Origin of the sequence: Neisseria sp. DTU_2020_1000833_1_SI_GRL_NUU_006, assembly GCA_032388755.1 — a bacterium.
Classification (GTDB): Bacteria; Pseudomonadota; Gammaproteobacteria; order Burkholderiales; family Neisseriaceae; genus Neisseria; species Neisseria sicca_C.
Window position 1 is genome coordinate 2,074,549 of the sequence record CP135593.1, and the last position, 21,946, is coordinate 2,096,494.

Here is a 21,946-nt window from a genome sequence, read left to right on the forward strand (position 1 = left end):
TTATTCTCCTTCACGGCGGCGGATGACTTCGTCGCTGACATCAAGGTTTTGGGCATTGCCTTGTTTGAAGTCGGGGCGGTTTTGGGCGGTTGTGTCGCCGTAGGGGGTGATGTCGGAGAAATCGACCATCAGGCCGTCTGAAGCTTTGACGGTTTTGCTGACTTTGTAAGGACCGGTCCAAAGGGCGTATTTTTCTTTGTATTGGGATTCGTAGGCGGCAGAGGTAGGTTTGATCAGCAGTTTCCGGCTGTTGCGGTCAACGGCGAAATACTCGAGCTTGGTTTGGGCTTTAAGGGTTTCGGCGTTGTAGATGTGCAGTTCGGTACGGCTGCGGATGGTGCCGAATACGTCGACGGTTACGAATACGTCGGTGTCGGCGTATTCGGGCGGTACGACTTCTATGCCGCGCAGGTAGAAGATGGTTTGGACGAGGTTGGTCAGGAAGGAAACGTCGCGGGGGTTGGTAATCAGGGTTTCGTTGCGGTAGTCGCCCATGCCGTTGACGGACAGTCCGGCAGACCGTTCGCCTTTGCGTCCGTTGTTTCTGGTCAGGGCGGCAGCGGGGGCGTTCAAAAGCGATGTGGAAGTGGTAACGCTGGAGAGCGCATCGGCTTTGGTAGTGGCAGTAGTATCGTAGGTGGGATAGGTGTATTGGGTGGCGCTGTCGGGGTTGTTTTGGTAGCCGCCGCGAATCAATGCGTCGATGGAGTAGCGTCCGCCGGTAATGTTGCCCGATCCTTGATCGCCCATGGTAGAAACGTAAAGGGCGACTTTTCGGCCTTTCAGGGCAGACAGATCCATTTCTTTGACGGCGGCACGGGACGAAGCGGCGACGAGTTCTTGTTCGACGGCAAAGCGTTTGCCGCCGCCGTGTGAAGGAATGCCGGTCAGTGTACCGCAGCCGGTGAGCAGGAGGGCGGATAGGGTAAGTGTAGAGAGAAGAATTTTCATGTTGTTCCTTAGATTTTGCGTATTAAAAAAACGGAGGTCGGTTAACCTTCCTTAGTTTAATTTAATTTTAAACAAAAAATGTAAAGAACAACTTAAACGGTATATTTGAAGGACAAAAGGATAATGTCGTCTGAAAGCAGAAATTAATTTTTCAGACGACCTTTTGATCTTAATAAACCCGACGCGCGGGATACGGGCGCGGGTAAGGCGGGTAGGGATAGCCGTAGCGGTGTACCGGCTCGCTGTCCTGATAGATGACGGTCGTCCCCGGCGGGGCGTTGACGGTAACGGTTTTGTTGATGGTGGTTTGGGAATGGACGGGCAGGTCGAGGACGGCGGTGCGCCCGTATGGGGTTTCGGTGTAGAAACAGCCGCCAAGTGCGGTCAGCGTGAAGGCGTAGAGCAGGGGCTTCTTCATGGGTTTCCTTCATTCAAAACGAAACGGTAAGGGTCGTCTGAAACGTGGTTTCGATCAGTTTGAAACCGTTTTGGGGTTTTCAGACGACCCTTTTTATCGCCAATATCCTTAACTTTAAATACGGCATATCGTCAAATTCCGTCATTCCCGCGAAGGCGGGAATCCATCGAAAAACTTGAGAAACCTTGATTTGAAAAACAGTTTCCAAATTTCAAAAATGGATTTCCGCCGTAGCCTGTCCTCGCGTAGGCGGGGGCGGGAAGGACGGTACCCGATAAGTTGCGTATCGAAAATAAAGTCATTTGACTATATCCGGCCGACAGGATGGGGCGGCGGATTTTCAGACGACCTTCCCGCTTACCTTAACACGGTCTTCGTCCAGCGGCTGACCCATTGTTTCTGTTTGATGTCGATGTCGTTGCGGCTGGGCGAGTCGGTGTGTTTCGGGGCTTGGGCGAACTCGAAGACTTTGGGCAGCGGCGTGTTTTTCACGGCGGGATAGACCCACATTTCGGTCGGCAGGGCTTTTTGTACTTCGCCGCTTTGCAGCCACTGTACGAGTTTCGCTGCCAGCTCGGGCTGTTTCGCGCCCTTCAAGACTGCCGCGCCTTCGACTTGGCGGAACACGCCGCCTTTGAGGAAGAGGTTACCGGTCGGCGGCACGCTGTATTTGCCTTTGGAGTAGTGGACTTCGGCGGCGGGGCTGGCGGCATAGCTGACGACAAGCGGGTAGGCGCCGCCGTTTTGGGTGAAGTCGGTGTAATAGGCTTCACTCCAGCCTTTGGCGACTTTTACGCCATTTTGACGCATCTGCGCCCACCATTTGAACGCGCCCTCTTCGCCCATGCCGCCGATGTTCGCCATCAGGAAGGCAAGTCCGGGCGAGGAGGTGGCGGGCGAGGGCGTAACCAGCAGGTTTTTATATTCTGGGCGGGTCAAGTCCTGCAAGGTTTTGGGCAGCGGCAGTTTTTTCTGTTCAAACCATTTTTTGTCGTAGTTGAGGGTAACGTAGCCGTAATTCACTGCCGCGATGACGGGCATCCCCGCTGAAACGGGCGCGGATTTGGGCTGCGCCGCCGCCAGTATGCCTGCTTCGCGCGCTTTGCCGATGTTGGCGTTGTCCAAACCGTAAACCGCGTCGGCAATCGGGTTGGCCTTGCTGAGAATCAGCTTGTTGAGCATTTCGTTGCCGCTGCCCGCCTTGATGACGGAGACTTTGGCGTCGTTGGCTTTTTCAAACTGCGCGATGACGGATTGGGGCAGGCTGAAGGATTTGTGCACGGCAAGGCGCACTTCGGTCTGGGCAGATAAGTTTGCCGAAGCCAGCAAGAGGGCGAGGGCGGATAATTTCAGTTTCATTCTCTAACCTTTGTACGGGTAAAATACGACACATCATAACAAAATCCGCACCAACACACGACATGAACCTTTCCCCCGTTTGGCTCTTTGACCTCGACAACACGCTGCACAACGCCGATGCAGGCATTTTCTACATCATCAACCGCGCCATGACCGACTACATGGCACAACGCCTCAAGCTCTCCGAAGAAGCGGCATCCGACCTGCGTCAGGACTATTGGCACCGATACGGCGCGACGCTTGCCGGCCTGCAAATCCACCATCCCGAAATCGACATCCGCGAGTTTCTGCGCGAAAGCCATCCCATCGCGCAAATCTTGGCAAAATTGGAGGGCATGGAGGGAACCGAAAGCGTTTTAGGTCGTCTGAAAGGACGCAAAGCCGTTTTTTCCAACGGCCCTTCGTTTTACGTCCGCGCCATCATCGGGGCATTAGGTTTGGAAAACCGTTTTGACGCACTTCTCGGCACGGACGACTTCGGGCTGCGCTACAAGCCCGACCCGCAAGCCTACCTGACCGTCTGCCGCCTGCTCGACGTTGCGCCCGAACAGTGCATCATGATCGACGACAGCGCGGACAACCTGCACCAAGCCAAAGAGCTGGGCATGAAAACCGTATGGTTCGGCAGCAAAGCCCATCCCCTGCCCTTTACCGACGCCGTTGCAAAAGATATGCAGGCGCTCGCCGAATGTGCCGAAAAACTGTCGGTACTCGTCTGAAACCTTTACAATATCGGGTTTGAACAACGGCACAAATCCGCCCGACCACAAGGACAACCATCATGCGATACACCGCCCTCATCCTCGCCGCCGCAGCCGCCCTGACCGGCTGTACTTGGGAAACCTACCAAAACGAATCCGGCCACACCTCCCTGCGCCCCAAATACGAAAAAGGCACGCGCATCTATTACGAAGACGGCACCTACTCCCGCGATATGCGTTACAACCAATACCGCCCCGAACGCCGCACCCTCAAACCGCTGCACGGCGACCAAGAAAACGTACGCGGCACGACATGGAACAAACCCCAAGGCGCCGGACACGCCGCGCCCGAAACGCAAACTGAAGAATAATCCGCCCGCAGAGGTCGTCTGAAACCGTTTTTTCCGTTTCAGACGACCTCAAACATAACCGCCATCCCGTTCGTCCCATATCTGCCGTCTTTCAAAAAGGAGAAAACCATGCGCCCCCTCGCCCTGATTTTCGTTACCGCCACCATCCTGAGCGGCTGCACCACAGACCGCTACGACTTCGACAGCCGTCCCGCCGACACATCTGCGCGCACGCCCCTGAAGCCGACCACACTCGACCGCTTGGAACACGGCAGCCATGCCGACTCGTACCGCTGGAACCCCAAACCCAATAAACCATAATCCCCACGTCCGCACACCAAACCCAAATAAAAAGGTCGTCTGAAACCCCAAAATCCCGTTCAGACGACCCCTAAATACCCCTTTCATCAACATTGCATTCGAGAAAGCCCATCATGTCCGCCACACCCCTCAACATCGTCATCCTCGCCGCCGGCAAAGGCACGCGCATGTATTCCAAAATGCCCAAAGTGCTGCACCGCGTCGGCGGCAAGCCCATGGTCGAGCGCGTTATCGACACTGCCGCCGCGCTGAATCCGCAAAACATCTGCGTCGTCATCGGACACGGCAAAGACCAAGTTTTGGACACCGTCAAACGCGACGTCGTCTGGGTCGAACAAACCGAACAGCTCGGCACCGGCCACGCCGTCAAAACCGCCCTGCCGCACCTTTCCGCCGAAGGACGCACGCTGGTGTTGTACGGCGACGTCCCCCTGATTGACACCGCTACCCTCGAAACCCTGCTCGAAGCCGCCGGCAGCGAAGTCGGCCTGTTGACCGACGTTCCCGCCGACCCGACCGGCTTGGGCCGCATCATCCGCGACAGCCAAGGCAGCGTAACCGCCATCGTTGAAGAAAAAGACGCCGACGCCACCCAAAAAGCCGTCCGCGAAATCAACACAGGCATCCTCGTCCTGCCCAACGCCAAACTGGAAAACTGGCTGAACAGCCTCTCCAGCAACAACGCCCAAGGCGAATACTACCTGACCGACCTCATCGCCAAAGCCGTTGCCGACGGCATCAAAGTCCATCCCGTCCAAGTGCGCGCCTCCCACCTCGCCGCCGGCGTGAACAACAAACTCCAGCTCGCCGAACTCGAACGCATCTTCCAAACCGAACAGGCGCAAGCCCTGCTCAAAGCAGGCGTTACCCTGCGCGACCCCGCCCGCTTCGACTTAAGGGGTCGTCTGAAACACGGACAAGACGTCGTGATTGACGTCAACGTCGTCCTCGAAGGTGACATCGAAATCGGCGACAACGTCGAAATCGGCGCAAACTGCGTCATCAAAAACGCCAAAATCGGCGCAAACAGCAAAATCGCCCCCTTCTCCCACTTCGAAGACTGCGAAATCGGACAAAACAACCAAATCGGCCCTTACGCCCGCCTGCGTCCGCAAGCCCGCCTTTCAGACGACGTACACGTCGGCAACTTCGTCGAAATCAAAAACGCCGTCATCCGCAAAGGCACCAAAGCCAACCACCTCACCTACATCGGCGACGCCGAAGTCGGCAGCAAAACCAACTTCGGCGCAGGCACAATCATCGCCAACTACGACGGCGTGAACAAATACAAAACCGTCATCGGCGACGAAGTCCGCATCGGCTCCAACTGCGTCTTAGTCGCCCCCGTCAAACTCGGCAACAAAGTTACGACAGGAGCAGGCAGCACGATTACCAAAAACGTCGAAGACAACAAACTCGCCCTCGCCCGCGCCCGCCAAACCGTCATCGAAGGCTGGGTGCGCCCCGAAAAAGGCGATAAGAAATAAAGCAGTAAACCGCCCTGCGCAACTCGTTGCAGCAACAGCAATCTGTCCCTTCCCCCGTCCGGCGGGGGAAGGTTAGGATGGGGGTGGCTTTGCGACTTTAGGTCAAATCAAATTCGTACAACCCGTAGAGCCACCCTCTTCCCAACCCTCTCCCGCCAGACGGGAGAGGGGGCAGGTTGCAGATAAAAACGAGGTCGTCTGAAAACTTTGGGATTTGAGTTTTGGAGAAACTCGTTCATCCCCGTTTTCAGACGACCTCGTTTATTCAATCAATACAGACTTGAGATAACCCAAGTAGCGTGGGCTGCGCCCACGAAATCTACCATCTGACAATTCAAATCAGACAACAGCCGAATGGACATCGATTTCGTCATTTATCTCGCGGGCAAAGCCCACGCTACTCGTTGCAGCAACAGCAACCTGTCCCTTCCCCCGTCCGGCGGGGGAAGGTTAGGATGGGGGTGGCTTTGTGACTTTAGGTAATAAAATTCGTGCGAACCGTAGAGCCACCCTCTCCCCAGCCCTCTCCCGCCGGACGGGAGAGGGAGGCGGGTTGCAAGTTAAAACAAGGTCGTCTGAAAACTTTGAGATTTGGGTTTTAAAGAAACTCGTTCCCGATTTTTTCAGACGACCTTTTACTCAATCAAAACAGACTTGTGATAACTCAAGTAGCGTGGGCTTTGCCCACAAAACCTACCACCTGACAATCCAAATCAGACAACAGCCGAATGGATATCGATTTCGGCATTTATCTCGTGGGCAAAGCCCACGCTACCCGTTGCGGCAACGGCAACCTGTCCCTTCCCCCGTCTGGCGGGGGAAGGTTAGGATGGGGGTGGTTTCTGAGGTTTAGGTATAGTGGATTAAATTTAAACCAGTACGGCGTTGCCTCGCCTTGCCGTACTATTTGTACTGTCTGCGGCTTCGTCGCCTTGTCCTGATTTAAATTTAATCCACTATAAAATCAAATTCGTGCAATCCGCACCCCCCCCTCTCCCCAGCCCTCTCCCGCCGGACGGTAGTGGGAGCAGGTTGCAAGTTAAAACAAGGTCGTCTGAAAACTTTGAGATTTGAGTTTGGGAGAAACAAACTCGCTCCCCCGTTTTCAGACGACCTTTTTAACCAACGGGCTAGGAATAACCCCAATCCGTAGCGTGGGCTTTGCCCGCGAACCCGCTGTCCGACAATCTGAACTGGGCGTTATCTTTATATTCATTTCGTGGCAGAGACCACGCTACGGGTCGTCTGAAAAAACCTTAGCGTTTTGTTTTAATCAAGTGTTTGCGAAACCGAACATGTTCGGAAAGCAATTCCCGTCCCATTCAATCTATATAGAAAATAGAAAAAGGTCGTCTGAAAACCCTGTTTCGGGTTTTCAGACGACCTTTGCTTTGCCTTCAAACAGCTTTAGGTCAGGATTACCATTGGTAGCCGACACCTGCGGTCGCGCCGTAGTGGCCGCGCGAGTTTCCGGTAGCGGTACCTTTGATGACCCAGTTGCCGCCGTCGGAGATGCTGGAGAAGCCGACTGCGTAGCCGCTTTCACCGCGGTAAACGCCGCCTGCAACCGCCATCATGCTCTTACCCGGCAGGTAGGCTTGCGGCAGACCGGCGACCGCCATGGCTGCTGCGGTACCGGCTTTGGAGTCGCTTTCCACATTGTCAATACGTTGGTTGATTTGGTTGCCCATGTTCACCACGTAATTGCCGATGTTGGTCACGCTTTGGTTAATCGCCTGGTTGGTGTAATACAACTGGCTGCCGTTGATCGCATCGGTCGAATCCGCCGATACCACACCTGCCGCCACACCTTGTACCTGACGGGTCTCGTCCGTGCCGTTGCCGACGGTAACGACGCCGGCGACTTTGTTCGCGGCGGCAGCCGAACCTGCTTTGCCTGCCACGGCTTTGTCGTTCAGGCCGCCGTAGGTATAGGCTTCGCCTTTGGCCGCATCAGCCGTACGGATGCCTTGGGTTTGGGCGCGGTCGCCGAGGTAGACGGAGTCGTTGACTGTGGCTTTGATGTTGCTGCCCAATGCGTAGGCGTTGTCGGCGGATACGTTGTTGTTGTTACCGATGGAGTAAGAGCTGTTGCCGCTTACTACGGTCGGGTCACCGATGGCGCCGGAGTTTTTGCCGCTGACGATGTTGCCGGTACCGATGGCGATGGTGTTCTCGGCGTTGGCTTTGGCGCCTTTACCGATGGCGATGGCGTTGGTGCCTTTGGAGGCGGCCTGGAAGCCGACCGCCGTGGCGTATGCGCCGCTCGCGCTGGAGTCTTCGCCGTTGCGTGCCTGTACGTCGGGGTTCACTTCGCCGTCGTTGGTATGGAAGAACTTGATGCCTTGTTCGTTCATACGGCCTACGGCTTCGATGACGTTGTTGGTCACGTACATGCCTTGGTCTTCGACGTTGTAGGTCACGAGGCTGTAACCGTTGGACTGGGCAATCTTGGTCTCGTTCGTGACGTTGGTCACGTTCGGATTGTTGCTGTTGTCCACCAGGGTAATGTTTTTGATATTACCCAAGCCTGCTTTGCCGTCTGCTTCGACTGACGGCGGTGCGGTGTTGACGTTGCCGCCGTTGCTGCCGATCAGTTCGTAAACCCGGTGCAGTTGTCCGCCGTTGACGGCATCGGTGCTGCCTGCGGCGACGGTGCCTGCGGCGACGCCGGTTACTTTCTTACCGCCTGCGTTGATACCGTCGGCAGTGATGTTGACATCGCCTGCTTTCAGACCGTCTTTGCCCAGCGCCACTTTGTCGCCGACGTTGACGCCGTTGTTGTTCACAACCGTATCGCCTGCTTTGACGCTGTCGACTTTCAGGTCTTTGTTGAGGCCGACCTGAATGCCGTTCGCGCCTGCGGTGGTGGTGATGTTGGCATCGCCTTTAACGGCGACGGTATCGCCCAGTTTGTTGGCAACGGTCGTACCGCTGTCGCCTGCGAAGCTGATGCCTTTATTGTCCACCGCGTCTTTCGCCGCGACGCCTTTGGCGATGTCGGCTTTGACGGCTTTAGACAGGTCAACGGCGTAGTCGGTTACGTTGTCGGCGTCTTTGTTGCCTTTGGTCACGACGATGTTGTCGGAACCTGCGGAGACGCTCGCGCCGTCTGCGTTGACGGTGTAAACGGTTTGACCGTTCGCACCCTGTTTGCCGGTAACGCTTGCAATGTTGGTACCGGCTTCGACTTCGGTCTTGGCGGCGGCAGTCAGACGGTTCAACTGTCCGACGTTGGCGGCATCGGTGTCTTTCACACCGGCGGCAACGTTGCTGATGGCTTTGTTGCCTGCGTTGATGCCGTCGGCGGTGATGTTCACATCGCCTGCTTTCAGACCGTCTTTGCCCAATGCCACTTTATCGCCGACTTTGACGCCGTCGTTGTTCACAACGGTATCGCCTGCGGTGAAGCTGTCGGCTTTGAGGTTGGGCGCGGTCGCCACTTTGTAAGTGGTGCTGCCGTCGGCATTTTGCTCTGGTGTGACGACGATGTTGTCATTGCCGCTGTCCACTTTGGACGTGGCTTTCGCCGCGGCTGCTTTGAGCTGTGCAACGTTCACTGCGTCAGTGTCGGCTTCGCCTGCAGCGATGTCGGTGACTTTGTTGCCGCCGTTGTTCAGACCGTCTTTGGTCAGGCTGACAGGTTTGCCTGCCTTGCCGTTGCCCACAGTCAGTCCGTTGTCGGTCAGAACGCTGCCGCCTACGGTCACTTTGTCGAAGGAGACGTCGTCTGAAGTCGCTACGGTGATGTTCTTACCGTCGCGGCTGACTTTGACGTTTTTGCCTTCTTTGAAGGTTACGGTGTCGCCTGCGCCGATTTTTTCAGACGAGGTTTCGTCGTTGGCGTTCAGGTTCCAGCCTTTGTCGGCAGTTTCTTTCACTGCGGCAATGGCGTCGTGGACGTTGTCTTTGCCGGTACCGCCGATGTCGGTAGTGGTCACGTTGCCTTTGTTGTTGGCCGCGTTACCGCCGAGGATTTTCTCCAGGTTGGCTTGGGCTGCGTTCAACTGCTCTTCGCTTGCGGCTTGGCCTTTAGTGGCAAAGTCCGCACCGCCCAGGGTGGTGTTGCTCAGACCGGAAATCAGACCGGCGGTACCGTCGATTACGAGCGGTTTGTTGCCGTTGCCGGCTTTGCCGACGGTAATCTTGTCGGCCAGCGAGAAGCCGATGCCGTTTTCGTCGGCGCGGGTCAGGATGTTGCCGTCGCCTTTGACGCTCAGGCTGTCACCCAGTTTCTTCGCACCGGTCGTGCCGTTGTCGGCGGCAAAGGTCAGGCCTTTGTTGTCCACCGCGTCTTTCGCCGCGACGCCTTTGGCGATGTCGGCTTTGGCTTCGTCAGTCAAATCCAGCGTGTAATCGGTAACACCGTCGGCGTCTTTCGCACCTTCGCTGACTTTAACCGCACCGCCCGCCGCTTGGCTGAGGGTGGTCTTGTCGGCGTTAACCGTGTACTCGGTGTTGTTGCCGTCCACTTTTTCGCTGACGGTCACGTTCTTACCGGCAACGACGGTGGTGGTTTTTTCGGTGGCGGCGAGTTGTTCGTTCAGCTGGGCGACGTTGACGGCGTCGGTGGCTTTCACACCTTTGGCTACGTTGCTGATGGCTTTGTTGCCTGCATTGATACCGTCGGCAGTGATGTTCACATCGCCTGCTTTCAGACCGTCTTTGCCCAGCGCCACTTTGTCGCCGACTTTGACGCCGTTGTTGTTCACAACGGTCTCGCCTGCGGTCAGGCTGTCAGCCTTCAGGTCTTTAGCGGTAGAAACTTTGTAAACGTTAGAACCGCCTGTTTTGTCGGTTTCAACGACGATGTTGTCGTCGCCGCTTTCCACACGACCTGAATTGGCTTTTAACTGGGCAACGTTGACGGCATCAGTATCTGCCTCGCCTGCGGCGACGTTGGAGATTTTATTGCCGCCGTTGTCCAAACCGTCTTTGGTCAGGCTGACAGCTTGTTTGCCGCTGTTTGGTGCCGGCGTCAGGATGATGCCGGTTGCCGTAGTGTCGACTTTGTTGCCGTCTTTGTCGGAAATGCTGCTGCCGTCGGCTTTGAACGCGCTGTGGCCGCCGTCGGTATTGCTCAATTCGATGCCTTTTGCGTTCAGCAAGTTGGTATTGCCGCTCGCTTCGGTCAGTTCGATATTGCCCGCGACGGATTTGGTGGTATTGCCTGCCTTGTCGGTCAAAGTATTGCCTTCGGCTGTCGAAGCGTTGACTTCACCGTCTTTTCCAACCAAGGTAACGTTGCCGCCATTGATGGTCGTGGAGCTGCCGTCGGTATCGAACCGCGCGCTGTTCAAACCTTGCAAATCTTTGGCAAGTTTGACGTTGAGCGTACCGTTAAGGTCGTCTGAAACCACGCCGATGTTGTTGTCGGACAGTTTCGCCGCATCCGCACCGCCTTTAACCAAGACTTGGTTGCCGAGTTTGCGCTCGAAATTCTTGTCTGCGTTGTCACCGCCGAAAGTCAGGCCTTTTTGCAGCTCGGTACCGATGTTGTCCAACGCGCCTTGTACGGTGTTGACAGGTGCGGCCTGCGTACCGTCGGTTTTGGTTACGACCAGATTCGGTACTTCAACCGCGCCGGTAGTCGGATTGACGGTTGCGCCCAATGCGGTTGCCAACGGAGTGAGCTGGCTGACGTTGACGGCGTCGGTATTGTTCACACCGGCAGCGATGTCGGTTACTTTCTTACCGCCGTTAGACAGACCTTCGGTCGTCAGTTTGACGGGATTTGCCGCCGTGCCGACGGTCACGCCGTCTGCAGAAACGGTGGTTTTGCCGCCTGCTGCGTCGACGAATTCAGACGAGGTCAGACCTTTCAGCTCTTTCGCCAGTTTGACGTTGAGCGTGCCGGTCGTGTCGTCTGAAACCACGCCGATGTTGTTACTGTCGGACAGTTTAGCTTCATCTGCCTCACCGCCTTTAACAGTCACAGTGCTGCCCAAACGTCGAGTTGAGGGCGTCCCGGCATCAGCGGCAAACGTCAGAGGAGTGCGTACTGCATCGCTTAACGCACTTAATGCTTCTCCGACAGTATGGTAAGTCGCTACGCTGCTATTATCCGGATTACCTGAAATAACTGTGTAATCCGGTGCAGTAATAGTACCGTCGGCAGGATTAACCTTCGTGCCAAGTGCTTTGGCAACTTTGTCAAGCTGGGATACGTTTACCGCATCGTTTTGCTTCTGTCCATCTTTAACGTTACCGATAGTCGTCGGAGTCGAAGTTTGAGGGTCGGTCGGATTCAATGCGGCAATGGTTACGTCATTGCCTGTATAGACAGAGTTATCCTCTACATCGACAAACTTAACGGTGCGTGTTTGCGTAAGCGGATCAACGGTTACTTCGCGTCTCAACATTTTGCCGTTGGAACCAATATAGGAGAACGGTGTTGAATTACTAACCGTAGTCAATGTAGTTACATGGACGTTTTTAATTGCATCCGATAACTGCTCAAAATTCACTGCATCAGACGCCTCTGTACCTTTGGCAACATTGATAATTTTGTTGTTTGCCATATCCAAGCCGCCATTTGCCGTAATCTTGCCGGCAAAAGTCGGATTATCAACGGTATTGATGCTGACTGCGCCTTTATTTTGGCTCAAACGGATATTTTGACCTGCTTCCAACGTAATGGTCGCACCATTGGTAATTTCTTCCAAAGAATAGTTTTCAGCAACACCATTGGTATTGTTGGTTTTAGCCGTATTCAGCTTGAACGACTTGTAAGAGGCGTTGTTGATGGAAGCAATGGCATCATGAATAGTGCTTTCACCCGTACCGCCGATGTTAGTCATCTTAATAGTGCCGTCATTCGTAATGGCTGCGTTTCCACCCAATACGCCGACTGCGCTCTTACCGATGTTGTTCATGACGTTTTGAGTCGCATAAAGCTGGCTGCCGTTGATGGCATCGGTGCTGCTGTCGCTGATGCGGCCTGCGGCGACGTTGGTAATCGTACGCTCTTTGCCTGCCGTGCCGATGCTGAGTGTGGATGAAGGTGCGTTACCTGCGAAGTTGCCGAAGGTCAGGCCGCCAACGGTAGCAGAGGTCGTCTGAACGGCTGCTTCAGTTGCGGAATTGGCACCCAATGCGATGGAGTCTGCATGAGCAGCATTGGCGTTTTTACCGAGCGCAATAGCGTTGCTTGCAGAGGCTTTTGCCGCATCGCCGAAGGCAAAGGTGTCGCCTGCGGTGGCTTTGGCGTTTTTACCGAAGGCTACGGCACGGTTTTGCGTGGCTTGGGCGTTGTAGCCGATGGCGATGGCATCTTCCCCTTGTGCGTCTGCTTCGTTACCCAATGCTAAGGCATTGCTGGCAGAAGCTTTGCTTTGGCGGCCTGCCGCGACAGTACCGAAAGCAGTTGCGCGGGTATTGTGCCCCAACGCGGTCGCACCTGCCGCCGTGGACTGGCTGTATGCGCCGATTGCGGTGGCGGAATCTTGGTTGGCGATTGCGCCGTCACCGACCGCTACGCTGGATTTGCCCAATGCTTTGGAAGACTGACCGCCTGCGAAGGAGTTTTGACCATAGGCGTTGGACGCTTGACCGACGGCGGTAGCGTTGGTGCCGCTGGCTTTGGTGTTCGCACCGATGGCGACGGAGCCTTCACCTTTAGTCAAACCGTTGACACTCGCATCGGATGCCGTGTCTTCGTTGACAGTAGCGTTTTTACCAATGGCGATAGAGTTGGAAATTACCGCCTGCGCGCCCGTACCGACGGCTACGGCAAATTCGCCCGCAGCTTGGGCATCTGCGCCTGCTGCCAGAGCATCCAATCCGGTTGCGCCGTTATTGTTGTAGTTGCCTCGGGTATCAGAGGCCGTATTAACGCTGTAAAAATGGCTGGAGCTGCCGCCGCCTAATTGGTCGATTTTGTTGTTCATCGCTTCCAAAGCGTCGTGAACATTGGCTTTGCCTGTACCGCCCAAATTGTTCAGGGTCAGATTGCCTGCATCGTCGATTTGGGTACTGCCACCCAAGGCGTTTTTGACGTTGTTACCCAAGTTGAGCAGGTAAGAATTGGTCGCGTAAAGCTGGCTGCCGTTGATGGCGTCGGTGCTGGTTGCGCTGATAACACCCGCAGAGACGTTTTGAATTTGACGGGTAAAGTTGTTGGCGGGGGTGGTTGCATCGACTTTACCGACGGAAACCGTACCGTAAGACCATGTACCGGCGGCTGTGTAGTTACCGTTCAGTGTGTAATCGCCACTGTGGTGCGCTTCGGTCAAACTGCCGCCACCCAAAGCAACATCGTTTTCATTGACGGCATGGGATTCGTAACCCAAGGCAAGTGCTTTGACAGCATCAGCTTTGGTGTATGCACCCAAAGTAACCGCACCTGCTTTTGCCGAAGCCGCAGATACACCCAAGGCGACAGTATTGCCTTCCGCAGCATTGGCGGAATGACCGATAGCAATAGCTTCTGCTGCGAGTGCTTTAGTCGTATTACCAAAGGCAATCGAGCTGTTGCCCGTTGCTTGGGTGTCAAGACCCATCGCCATTGCATAGTCTTCTGAAGCGACAGCGTTGCTGCCGATGGCAATGCCGTTGAGCTTGCTGTCGGTTACCTTTGCCATGTTACCGATGGCTACGGCAAAACGACCGGAGGCATTAGAATCGATACCCAATGCGACCGCCTCACTGCCCGATGCGTTGGCACGCTGACCCACCGCGACGGAAGAAACGGCTCCGGCAACAGTCTCGTGACCGATGGCTACGGTTTCGTGTGCGCTGGCATTGGCAGTCTTACCGATGGCGACGGAATTGTCGCCGCTGGCTTTGGAAACCATACCGACGGCAACTGCGGATTCTTTTTCTGCCAAGGCCGTTTTACCGATGGCGACGGTGTTGCTGAAGCTGCCTTTTGCAGCTTCACCGATGGCGACAGTGGAAGTGACGTTCAGTTTTTGGGCATCCGTACCCATGCCTGCTTCCCTACCGATAGCGACGTTGTTCGCACCGGACACGAATGCGCCGGAACGCAAGCCGAGGGCAATATTGTCTACGCCGGTAGCGTTGTTGCCCGTACCTTTACCGATGGAGATTTGGCGTTCGTTGGTATAGGCATTGCGACCGCTGTCCGCGCCGATATAGACGGTGTCCGCGCCGACTGTGCGTCCTGCGGAAACGGCAGCATCGTAAACACCTGCGTTCGTACCTACTACGATATTGCCCGTACCTGCCGCTACGGCTTTGTTACCGATGGCAACGGCGTTGTTGGCGGTGGCTTGGCTGTTTTGTCCGAGCGAAGTAGAAGTTTCTGCAGTAGCAGTCGCTTCTTTACCGACTGCGACGCTGCTCATACCGGTTGCCTGAGTGGCAAAACCGACAGCAATCGCGCCTTTGGCAGAAGCAGTGGTTTGCGGACCGGCAGCCAAGGCGTTTTCAGCACCTGCATTGCTGTCCACGCCTAAGGCTGTGGCGCGCAGGCCGTTTGCCGTGCTGTTTTTACCGACGGCAGTAGTATCTTTTGGGGTAGCATTTGCGGCCGAACCGATGGCGATGGCATCCGAATTGCCTGCTTTGGCTCCATAGCCGATGGCTGTTGAGTAATGACCAACCGCAGTCGCCCCTTTATCCGCCGCCTGACCGCCGCCAATCGCGATGGAGGACGTGCCCTGTGCATTTGCTTTACCGCCGATGGCAACACCGTAAGCTCCCGAACCTGCAGCCAACTCACCCACAGCAATCGCCCGTTGCGCTGAAGCCACGGCAGTACCCATTATTGCCAAGCTGGCAGGACCTGATGCTTTGGCACCTCTGCCGGATGAACTCGAACCGCCGATAGCGACGGCACTCAATCCCGAAGTAGTGGAGTTAAAACCGATTGCAACACCGTTGCCTGCGATATCGGTTACAACGGAGCTGGTACCAATCGCAACGGAGGAACTGCCCTGCGCATTCGAGCTGTCGCCGACTGCGATACTGCCGCTTTTGGTTTTGGCCAGGTATCCGATGGAAATGTTTTTAGGCTCCGAACCTGTCGCACCGGTACCGATGTAAACAGAATGGCTGCTGTTGGAATCAACGCCCGCCGACGAACCGATGGCGATGACATTATTGACTCCCGAACCGCCTTTCAGTGCGCTCTCGCCAATGGAAATATTGCGGCCGCCGGAAGAAACGGTATCGCCTGCCAATTTCCCGATACTGACATCAGCCTCACCTTTTGCTGATGCCGTCTGACCCATGGCGATAGATTGATTGTGGTTGGCACTTGCCGCCGCACCAATGGCAATTGCACCGGTTGCACGGGACGGCTCATCACTCGGACCTGCAGTGGAAGAATTGGCACCGATAACGACATTGGTTTCCCCTTTGGAAGATGCCCCTTGTCCCATCACGACGGATTTGCCTTGTTTGGGTATGGTTCCGGGTATGACATCTGAAGCTTTCGTAGTCTCGTCGCCGCAAACCACGTTGTAGCTGACGGTATCGAAATAGCAGGTGTTGTAGTCGGTACCTTCGACAGCTTCAGCGACGGTTTTGCCGTTGGCAAGGGTTTGTCCGTTATTTTCTGCCGCCATAACTTGACCGCTTGCAAGCAGCAGACCGGACATAATGGCGGTAAACGCGAAGCGCACGCCTGCGGAGGCAACGATGCCGCCTATACCTGATGAAGCCGTTTTCCCATGCGCTTTGGCGAATTCTGCCACCGCGTTCCACGTCTGTGTGGTTTCGTTCCATACGACACGATAGATTTTATTCATGCTGTCTCTCTGTTTTAAAATGTTAAACAAATAAATTTAATATATTATTGGTTTTCGGAAGTACCTGATTTTTAAAATTCCGGACCAACACTGAAAATGAAAACACCGTATTCGATACCGATATTTCAATTGCAAAAATCATTCAACGGATATGACGGATATTGTCACTTTCGAACAAATTTCAGAATTTATCTATACCTAAGATAACAATCTCCCAAGCCTCGTTTATCGACCTTTTGGCTATTTATATATCCGCTTATCTTTGATATCTTCTATTTTCTTAACTTTATTTTGCAATTAAAGTGAAACTTTATCTTTTATTTGAAAGCAATTTATATGCCAAAACCCTTTTCCTGAATTTATCCGTACTGAAAAAATGATATTTTTAAGTATCCGGAATCCAAAATAAGAAAAGAGGTCGTCTGAAAACGTTTCAGACGACCTCTGTAAAACTTATGCTTATTAAATATTAATGAATGATGTTTCGGATACCATCTTCAGCAAGTTGGCGATGTTAAGCGGCATTATTCTGTATAATGCCGCTATGTTTTTGAAACAAGGAATACAAATGCTTACCCCAGAACAAGTCAAATCGCTGATTGAAGGCGTCGCCGCTTGCGAACACGTCGAAGTCGAAGGCGACGGACATCACTTCTTCGCCGTCATCGTCTCTTCCGAGTTTGAAGGCAAAGCCCGCCTCGCCCGCCACCGCCTGATTAAAGACGGTCTGAAGGCGCAATTGGCCAGCAACGAATTGCACGCGCTGTCGATTTCCGTTGCCGCCACCCCTGCGGAATGGGCGGCGAAGCAGCAATAAGCCAACCGTACAGCAGGCAAGAAGAAGGTCGTCTGAAAACGTTTCAGACGACCTTATATATTGCCATCCCAAAGGGACGGCTAACAATATTTAACGCCCTTTTACTTTGAAAGTAACAGGGCTTTTTTGTTGCCCGTCGTTTAAGGGGTACCGCTATGAAAGACAAGATGGAAGATATCAAGAAAGCGTTTGCCGCCGACATGGCGGACGCGCAAGCGGACGGCAAGGCGGCGGCAGACGCTTCAAATCTTCCCCCCTTATCTAACAGGGGGGGTACAGAATCCGAAGACGTCGGCACATTCCAAGAAGCCTTTGAATGTTACGAAACCTATATCTTAGACGGTAAAGGCAACCTCTTAGGCGTTCCGCTCCGTCGCGGTGTATCCGATTCAGCCTTTATCGACCAAATCAGTTTTTCATTTCACGAAAAAACCTTTTTCGACAAATACGGTGTCCGTGTAAGCCTTTTGGAAGACGAAGATTTCATCCGCGCTGCCTCCATGCTCGCCGAAGAAGTTTTCGGTTTCGGTATCTACAAAGAGTCCAAAGGTTCGGGCGGTCGTTTCTATGAGCGTTGCTGGTTGATGGGTTCGGAAGACGCCCTGTACGGTCGCGTCCATTTTGGCGGCCAACAAAATACCATTCTTTTCGAACTCACCGGCACAGGTTGCGGCGTCGCAAAAGAAGGCTGGGAATCCCGACTTTTCGCATTCCTGACCAATGCAATCCGCCCAAAAATAACCCGCGTTGACGTAGCCAAAGACTTTTTTAACGGCGAATACAGCCCGAACCAAGCCCGTGAAGACCGTAATAAAGGTCTGTTTACCTGCCATCACGTCAAACCAAAAGGCGAATGTTTGGGTTCCGACTGGGAAGAAGACGACGAAGCCAAAATGACTAAAGGCAAGACCTACGGTATCGGCTCCCGTGAATCGTCCAAATACGTTCGCGTCTATGAAAAAGGCAAGCAGTTGGGCGATAAAACAAGCAAATGGACGCGCTTTGAAATTGAATTCAAAGCAAAAGACATCGTTATCCCTTTCGAAGTTTTGCAGAATCCGGGTGAATATTTCGGCGGTGCATATCCGATTTGCGAACGCTTCGCACAAAAGGCAACGCGCATACACGCGGTTAAGGAAGATAAGGTCATTTCAGCCGACCGTTACCTTGAATGGGTGAAGAAGCAGTTCGGACGTGCGGCGAATGGTCTGAAATTCATTTTTCCCGAATTGGACAAAGCCAAACTGTTTGAACTGATTGAGCCGAATCATCACAAGCTGCCAAAGTCTTTGGCACCCGAAGCCTATGACTGCGCCTTTTTGAAAGCCCAAGCCATTCATGAGCAGCCTGCATTCAAACCGTATAAAGACCCTTTCGATATGTACGCATATTACGAGAATCTTGAAAAGCAGCTTGAGCAGCAAAAAGACGTCACAAATGAAGAAAGCTACAACAACTTTATCTACGACAAATTCGCAAGATTACCGTTTTCATGGGCTTAAAGCGTCTGCCCGCAAAGACGTTTAATCACACAAGGAAACCAAAAAATGAATATCCAACTTCAAGGCCACATCGTCGGCGTTAAAAAATTCAGCGGACAAATCGAAGGCAAGAACTTCGATTATTGCCGCCTGATTGTCGCCACGCCCTTAGACAGCTCCCAAGGTAACGCATTGGGCAGTTCTACCACTGAATACGATTTTGGCGGCTCTGCAAATTTCGAGCAGTTCCGAAACGCCCAATTTCCGATCGAAGCAAACCTAAACGTAGAAATCGTCACTACGGGCAAGACTCAAAAACTGAAAGTCATCGGTTTTCAAGCCGTTAAGAAAGGCTGATTGAATGCAGAAAGTCTATGTTGTCCAGTCCGTATCAACAGGGGACTTTCTGTATCTCTCCCCTGAAACGGGCGACATCGGACATACAAAATTAATCACGAACGCCGATTATTTCTACGACTTCGAAGAAGCCGTGAACGCCGGCTTAGAAGAAATCGGCAATCAATACGAATTTGTCGTATTCGGATTTTTGAAAGATTGAAAAATGAAACAGAAAGTGCCCCTCTCATTCAAATTAAGTTTGGGCGGGTTGGTTTTTTTCCTACTGGTTTTAATTGCATCAGTTTGGTACCTGTACGGTTAAAAGACTTGCGGTCAGTCTCAAAACAACCGCATCACTTTTTTATCAACCCTTATTGAAAGGAAAACGCTATGAAACTCTTAAACGTAGCAAAAAAATATGGCAATAAAGTTATTGCTGCAACAGCCCTGACAACCGCTTCCGCTTTGGCTGCTGCCGACGGCGTCGATTTGTCCGGTATCGGTACGACCGCTGCCACCGAGATTGCAAAATTTGCCGTAATGGTATCCGCAATCGGTGCTGCCGTTCTGTCGGTTATCGTGTTGATGCAAGGCTTCCGCATGGCCTTCAGCATGGTTAAAACGGCCAAATAACTGAAAGGGTAGGACATGGGGTATCGCGTCGGATTGCAATGCTTTTCTACAACGGAAGAAGCGCATGACTATGTATTGTCTCAAGTCCTACCTACCGTAACGGCGGATGTCAAAGTCGTACGCCCTTACAAAAACGGCAAAGACTGGTATTTGAACGAGCAGAAAATCAATTTGAGCTTCCCGCAATGCGACATAGCCGAACAAATACAATTCGGCGTATTGGTCGGCGCGCCGTTCATCGTCTTATTGGTGCTCGTATTCGGTATCAGGATGATAAAACGGCTGATTGAATCGGTTACGGAGCATCAAGGTGGTGGCGATGATTGACTTTTGGTTTTTATACGGATTCGGCGCGGTCTGTTTGGCATCGCTGATATTTTTTTGATATTCAAAAAGGGTATAATCCCGACTTTCTGCAACCGTTACGAAAGTTAGGATTATGTTTATTTCAGAATACCATTTAATTCAGTTTCAAACTGGTTCACATGTTTACAGGGACTTGCCGCAGGCGTTGATTTATTACAGGGAATTGATGAGAAAAGGTGTTTTTAAAGCTCCTTTTTCTTTTGATATTTTTAGAAATTTCTTTCATAGATATGATAGTGATTTTATAGAAATTCAGTTTCCCGATGCTTCGACTCTGCTAATTAAATTAGATGAAGCTAAATGTTATGTATCACATCCAAGAACGAAGTTTTTTAAAGATTATTCTATGTTGTAGTCTATTTATATCAGTTAAAGCCTTTGCTGAAGGACCTGTTGGACATTTTGAACGAGTCGAAGTCTATGATGATGGTCGATATAAAGGCATTAGGGGAATTAATAAGAGTACCCCCTATAAACATGGTAGAGTTTGGCAGGGGGTATTTGATAGTCATACTGGACAATATGCTAGTTTTGATGGGCAAGACTTAAGAGTTCGCCATGCTAGAACAGGATTAACTTCATCATCTAAAATTTCTACGACCATCGAAAGCCGCGTCTCCAAATCCACAGTCTTCCGAAACCTCCTATCCCGTGCAAGATTAGGCGGCAAATACGCCGTCCAACGCGCCGCGGGCAAACTCGGTGCAGGTCTTTTAGGCGGTCCCGCCGGGTGGGCAATAACCGCGGCTCTGACAGCATATGACCTTGCCGCCCCGCACGCAGCTAGCGAAGGCTATTACTATGACGAAAAATACGAAGACTTCGTCAAGCCCGTAACCTATGTCTATTGCGTGGCAAGTTCGGGCGTATGTACCGACCAGCGAGTTCAAGAAACAGTCATGAATCCAAAAGCCGTATACGCGGATATGGGACCCAATCCATCAGATGCCGAAATCAATAAAAAACTGTGTTCTAAATTAGATGTTCAGCATTTCGGTTTTGAATATCCCGACCGTTTTAGTAAAAAAGACGCAAAATTCAACGCAAGAAAAGATACCTGTGAGGTTGAGTTTAATGTTTTGAAGGAAGTCGGTTTTTTGAGTCCGGGCAAAACGACCACATCGGAAACACGTGTAATGGAACGAGTACCCAAAGTCAAAGAGCCCATACCGCAAAGCGTATTTGATAAAGCCGTCCAACCGTCGGCAGACGCCAGCCCGTCTAAATATGTCAACGCAACCGCAAATCAAGATGGCAGTGTTCCGGGCGAATCACAGGGAAATCCAACCGTACCGAATGGCACAGTAGTAACCCTCGGCCCTGCAACCGGACCTGATAATAAGCCAGTACAGGTAACAATCAATTTTAGAACAGGTTCAGACGGCAATACATCGGCAGACGTAAAAGTAACCCCGCGACCCGACCTCACACCGGGCAGTCCTGCCGCTCCGAATTACACGCCTGCTCCCGTCCCTCCGCCTGCAACAACCCCTACAACAACACCGGGCGATAATGGCAAACCCGATGGACAGCCGAATAAAACACCTGACGACAATCCGAAGGACAACCCTAAACCCGACCCCGACGACAGCCCTAGCGGCAAAGACAAACCAAAACCCGACGATAAGCCCGACCCTGACGGCAAAGACTATCCAAAAAAGGACGAAAGACCTAAAGAGGACGATAAGCCAAAGGAGGACGGAGGTTTGCTCTGTAAAGTGTTCCCGAACATTTTGGCCTGTGATGAATTGCCCGAAAAAGAAGAACCCAATTTAGAGATTCCTCAAGAAACTATCGATTTGAACTTCACACCTGACAATACCTTTAGCGAGTATGGCGAATGCCCTGCTCCCGTAACGTTTCAGGCGTTGGGCGCGGAATACAAAATCAGTCTTGAGCCGGCGTGTAATTTAGCTGCCATGATGCGCCCCTTTATTATCGCAATGGCTTGGCTGGTGGCTTCGTTCTTCGTGGCCAGAGTTGTCAGAAATAACGCATAGGGGGATTT

15 protein-coding genes and 1 pseudogene are annotated in these 21,946 nt (G+C 52.9%); 11 read left to right on the forward strand and 5 right to left on the reverse strand.

Annotation, left to right across the window (positions count from 1 at the left end; translation table 11 throughout):
• The 3 genes from RSJ68_10165 to RSJ68_10175 form a co-directional block, all read right to left on the reverse strand.
• Complete coding sequence (locus tag RSJ68_10165) at positions 1–951, reverse strand: adhesin (GenBank protein ID WNU96774.1); 951 nt, start codon at positions 949–951, stop codon at positions 1–3.
• 169 nt (positions 952–1,120) lie between these two features.
• Positions 1,121–1,369 carry a methionine-binding protein gene (locus tag RSJ68_10170; GenBank protein WNU96775.1) on the reverse strand — a complete coding sequence of 83 codons (249 nt, stop codon included), beginning with the start codon at positions 1,367–1,369 and terminating at the stop codon, positions 1,121–1,123.
• A 357-nt stretch (positions 1,370–1,726) separates the two neighbouring features.
• Positions 1,727–2,728 carry a thiamine ABC transporter substrate-binding protein gene (locus tag RSJ68_10175; protein ID WNU96776.1) on the reverse strand — a complete coding sequence of 334 codons (1,002 nt, stop codon included), beginning with the start codon at positions 2,726–2,728 and terminating at the stop codon, positions 1,727–1,729.
• Between the two features lie 62 nt (positions 2,729–2,790).
• On the opposite strand from RSJ68_10175, the gene RSJ68_10180 reads away from it, so the two are divergent.
• The 4 genes from RSJ68_10180 to glmU all read left to right on the forward strand — a co-directional run bounded on the left by RSJ68_10180 (position 2,791) and on the right by glmU (position 5,587).
• Positions 2,791–3,447 (forward strand): pyrimidine 5'-nucleotidase, encoded by a 657-nt coding sequence (locus RSJ68_10180; protein WNU96777.1) that lies wholly within the window; start codon positions 2,791–2,793, stop codon positions 3,445–3,447.
• Between the two features lie 62 nt (positions 3,448–3,509).
• On the forward strand, positions 3,510–3,800 hold the full coding sequence (locus RSJ68_10185; protein WNU96778.1) for a spore cortex protein: 291 nt from the start codon (positions 3,510–3,512) through the stop codon (positions 3,798–3,800).
• A gap of 108 nt (positions 3,801–3,908) precedes the next feature.
• Positions 3,909–4,100, forward strand: a complete 192-nt coding sequence (locus tag RSJ68_10190; GenBank protein WNU96779.1) for a hypothetical protein — start codon at positions 3,909–3,911, stop codon at positions 4,098–4,100.
• 113 nt (positions 4,101–4,213) lie between these two features.
• A complete protein-coding gene (gene glmU / locus RSJ68_10195; protein ID WNU96780.1) occupies positions 4,214–5,587 on the forward strand; it encodes a bifunctional UDP-N-acetylglucosamine diphosphorylase/glucosamine-1-phosphate N-acetyltransferase GlmU in 1,374 nt (457 codons plus the stop codon).
• 850 nt (positions 5,588–6,437) lie between these two features.
• Here glmU and RSJ68_10200 read toward each other — a convergent pair.
• Positions 6,438–6,548: pseudogene (locus RSJ68_10200) on the reverse strand (IS5/IS1182 family transposase).
• Between the two features lie 457 nt (positions 6,549–7,005).
• Positions 7,006–16,302, reverse strand: coding sequence for an ESPR-type extended signal peptide-containing protein (locus RSJ68_10205; protein ID WNU96781.1), 9,297 nt, complete (start codon positions 16,300–16,302; stop codon positions 7,006–7,008).
• Between the two features lie 568 nt (positions 16,303–16,870).
• Here RSJ68_10205 and RSJ68_10210 point away from each other — a divergent pair.
• From RSJ68_10210 to RSJ68_10240, 7 genes are all read left to right on the forward strand, one after another.
• On the forward strand, positions 16,871–17,119 hold the full coding sequence (locus RSJ68_10210) for a BolA family protein (GenBank protein WNU96782.1): 249 nt from the start codon (positions 16,871–16,873) through the stop codon (positions 17,117–17,119).
• Positions 17,120–17,274: 155 nt separating this feature from the next.
• A complete protein-coding gene (locus RSJ68_10215; GenBank protein ID WNU96783.1) occupies positions 17,275–18,621 on the forward strand; it encodes a replication initiation factor domain-containing protein in 1,347 nt (448 codons plus the stop codon).
• A 45-nt stretch (positions 18,622–18,666) separates the two neighbouring features.
• Complete coding sequence (locus RSJ68_10220; protein WNU96784.1) at positions 18,667–18,957, forward strand: hypothetical protein; 291 nt, start codon at positions 18,667–18,669, stop codon at positions 18,955–18,957.
• A 4-nt stretch (positions 18,958–18,961) separates the two neighbouring features.
• Positions 18,962–19,159 (forward strand): hypothetical protein, encoded by a 198-nt coding sequence (locus RSJ68_10225; protein ID WNU96785.1) that lies wholly within the window; start codon positions 18,962–18,964, stop codon positions 19,157–19,159.
• Positions 19,160–19,329: 170 nt separating this feature from the next.
• The gene (locus tag RSJ68_10230; GenBank protein WNU96786.1) at positions 19,330–19,572 is read left to right on the forward strand and encodes a hypothetical protein; all 243 of its coding nucleotides are present in this window, start codon (positions 19,330–19,332) and stop codon (positions 19,570–19,572) included.
• 15 nt (positions 19,573–19,587) lie between these two features.
• Positions 19,588–19,899 carry a hypothetical protein gene (locus RSJ68_10235; GenBank protein ID WNU96787.1) on the forward strand — a complete coding sequence of 104 codons (312 nt, stop codon included), beginning with the start codon at positions 19,588–19,590 and terminating at the stop codon, positions 19,897–19,899.
• A gap of 344 nt (positions 19,900–20,243) precedes the next feature.
• Positions 20,244–21,938 carry an IgG-binding virulence factor TspB family protein gene (locus RSJ68_10240; GenBank protein ID WNU96788.1) on the forward strand — a complete coding sequence of 565 codons (1,695 nt, stop codon included), beginning with the start codon at positions 20,244–20,246 and terminating at the stop codon, positions 21,936–21,938.
• Positions 21,939–21,946 lie beyond the last annotated feature (8 nt).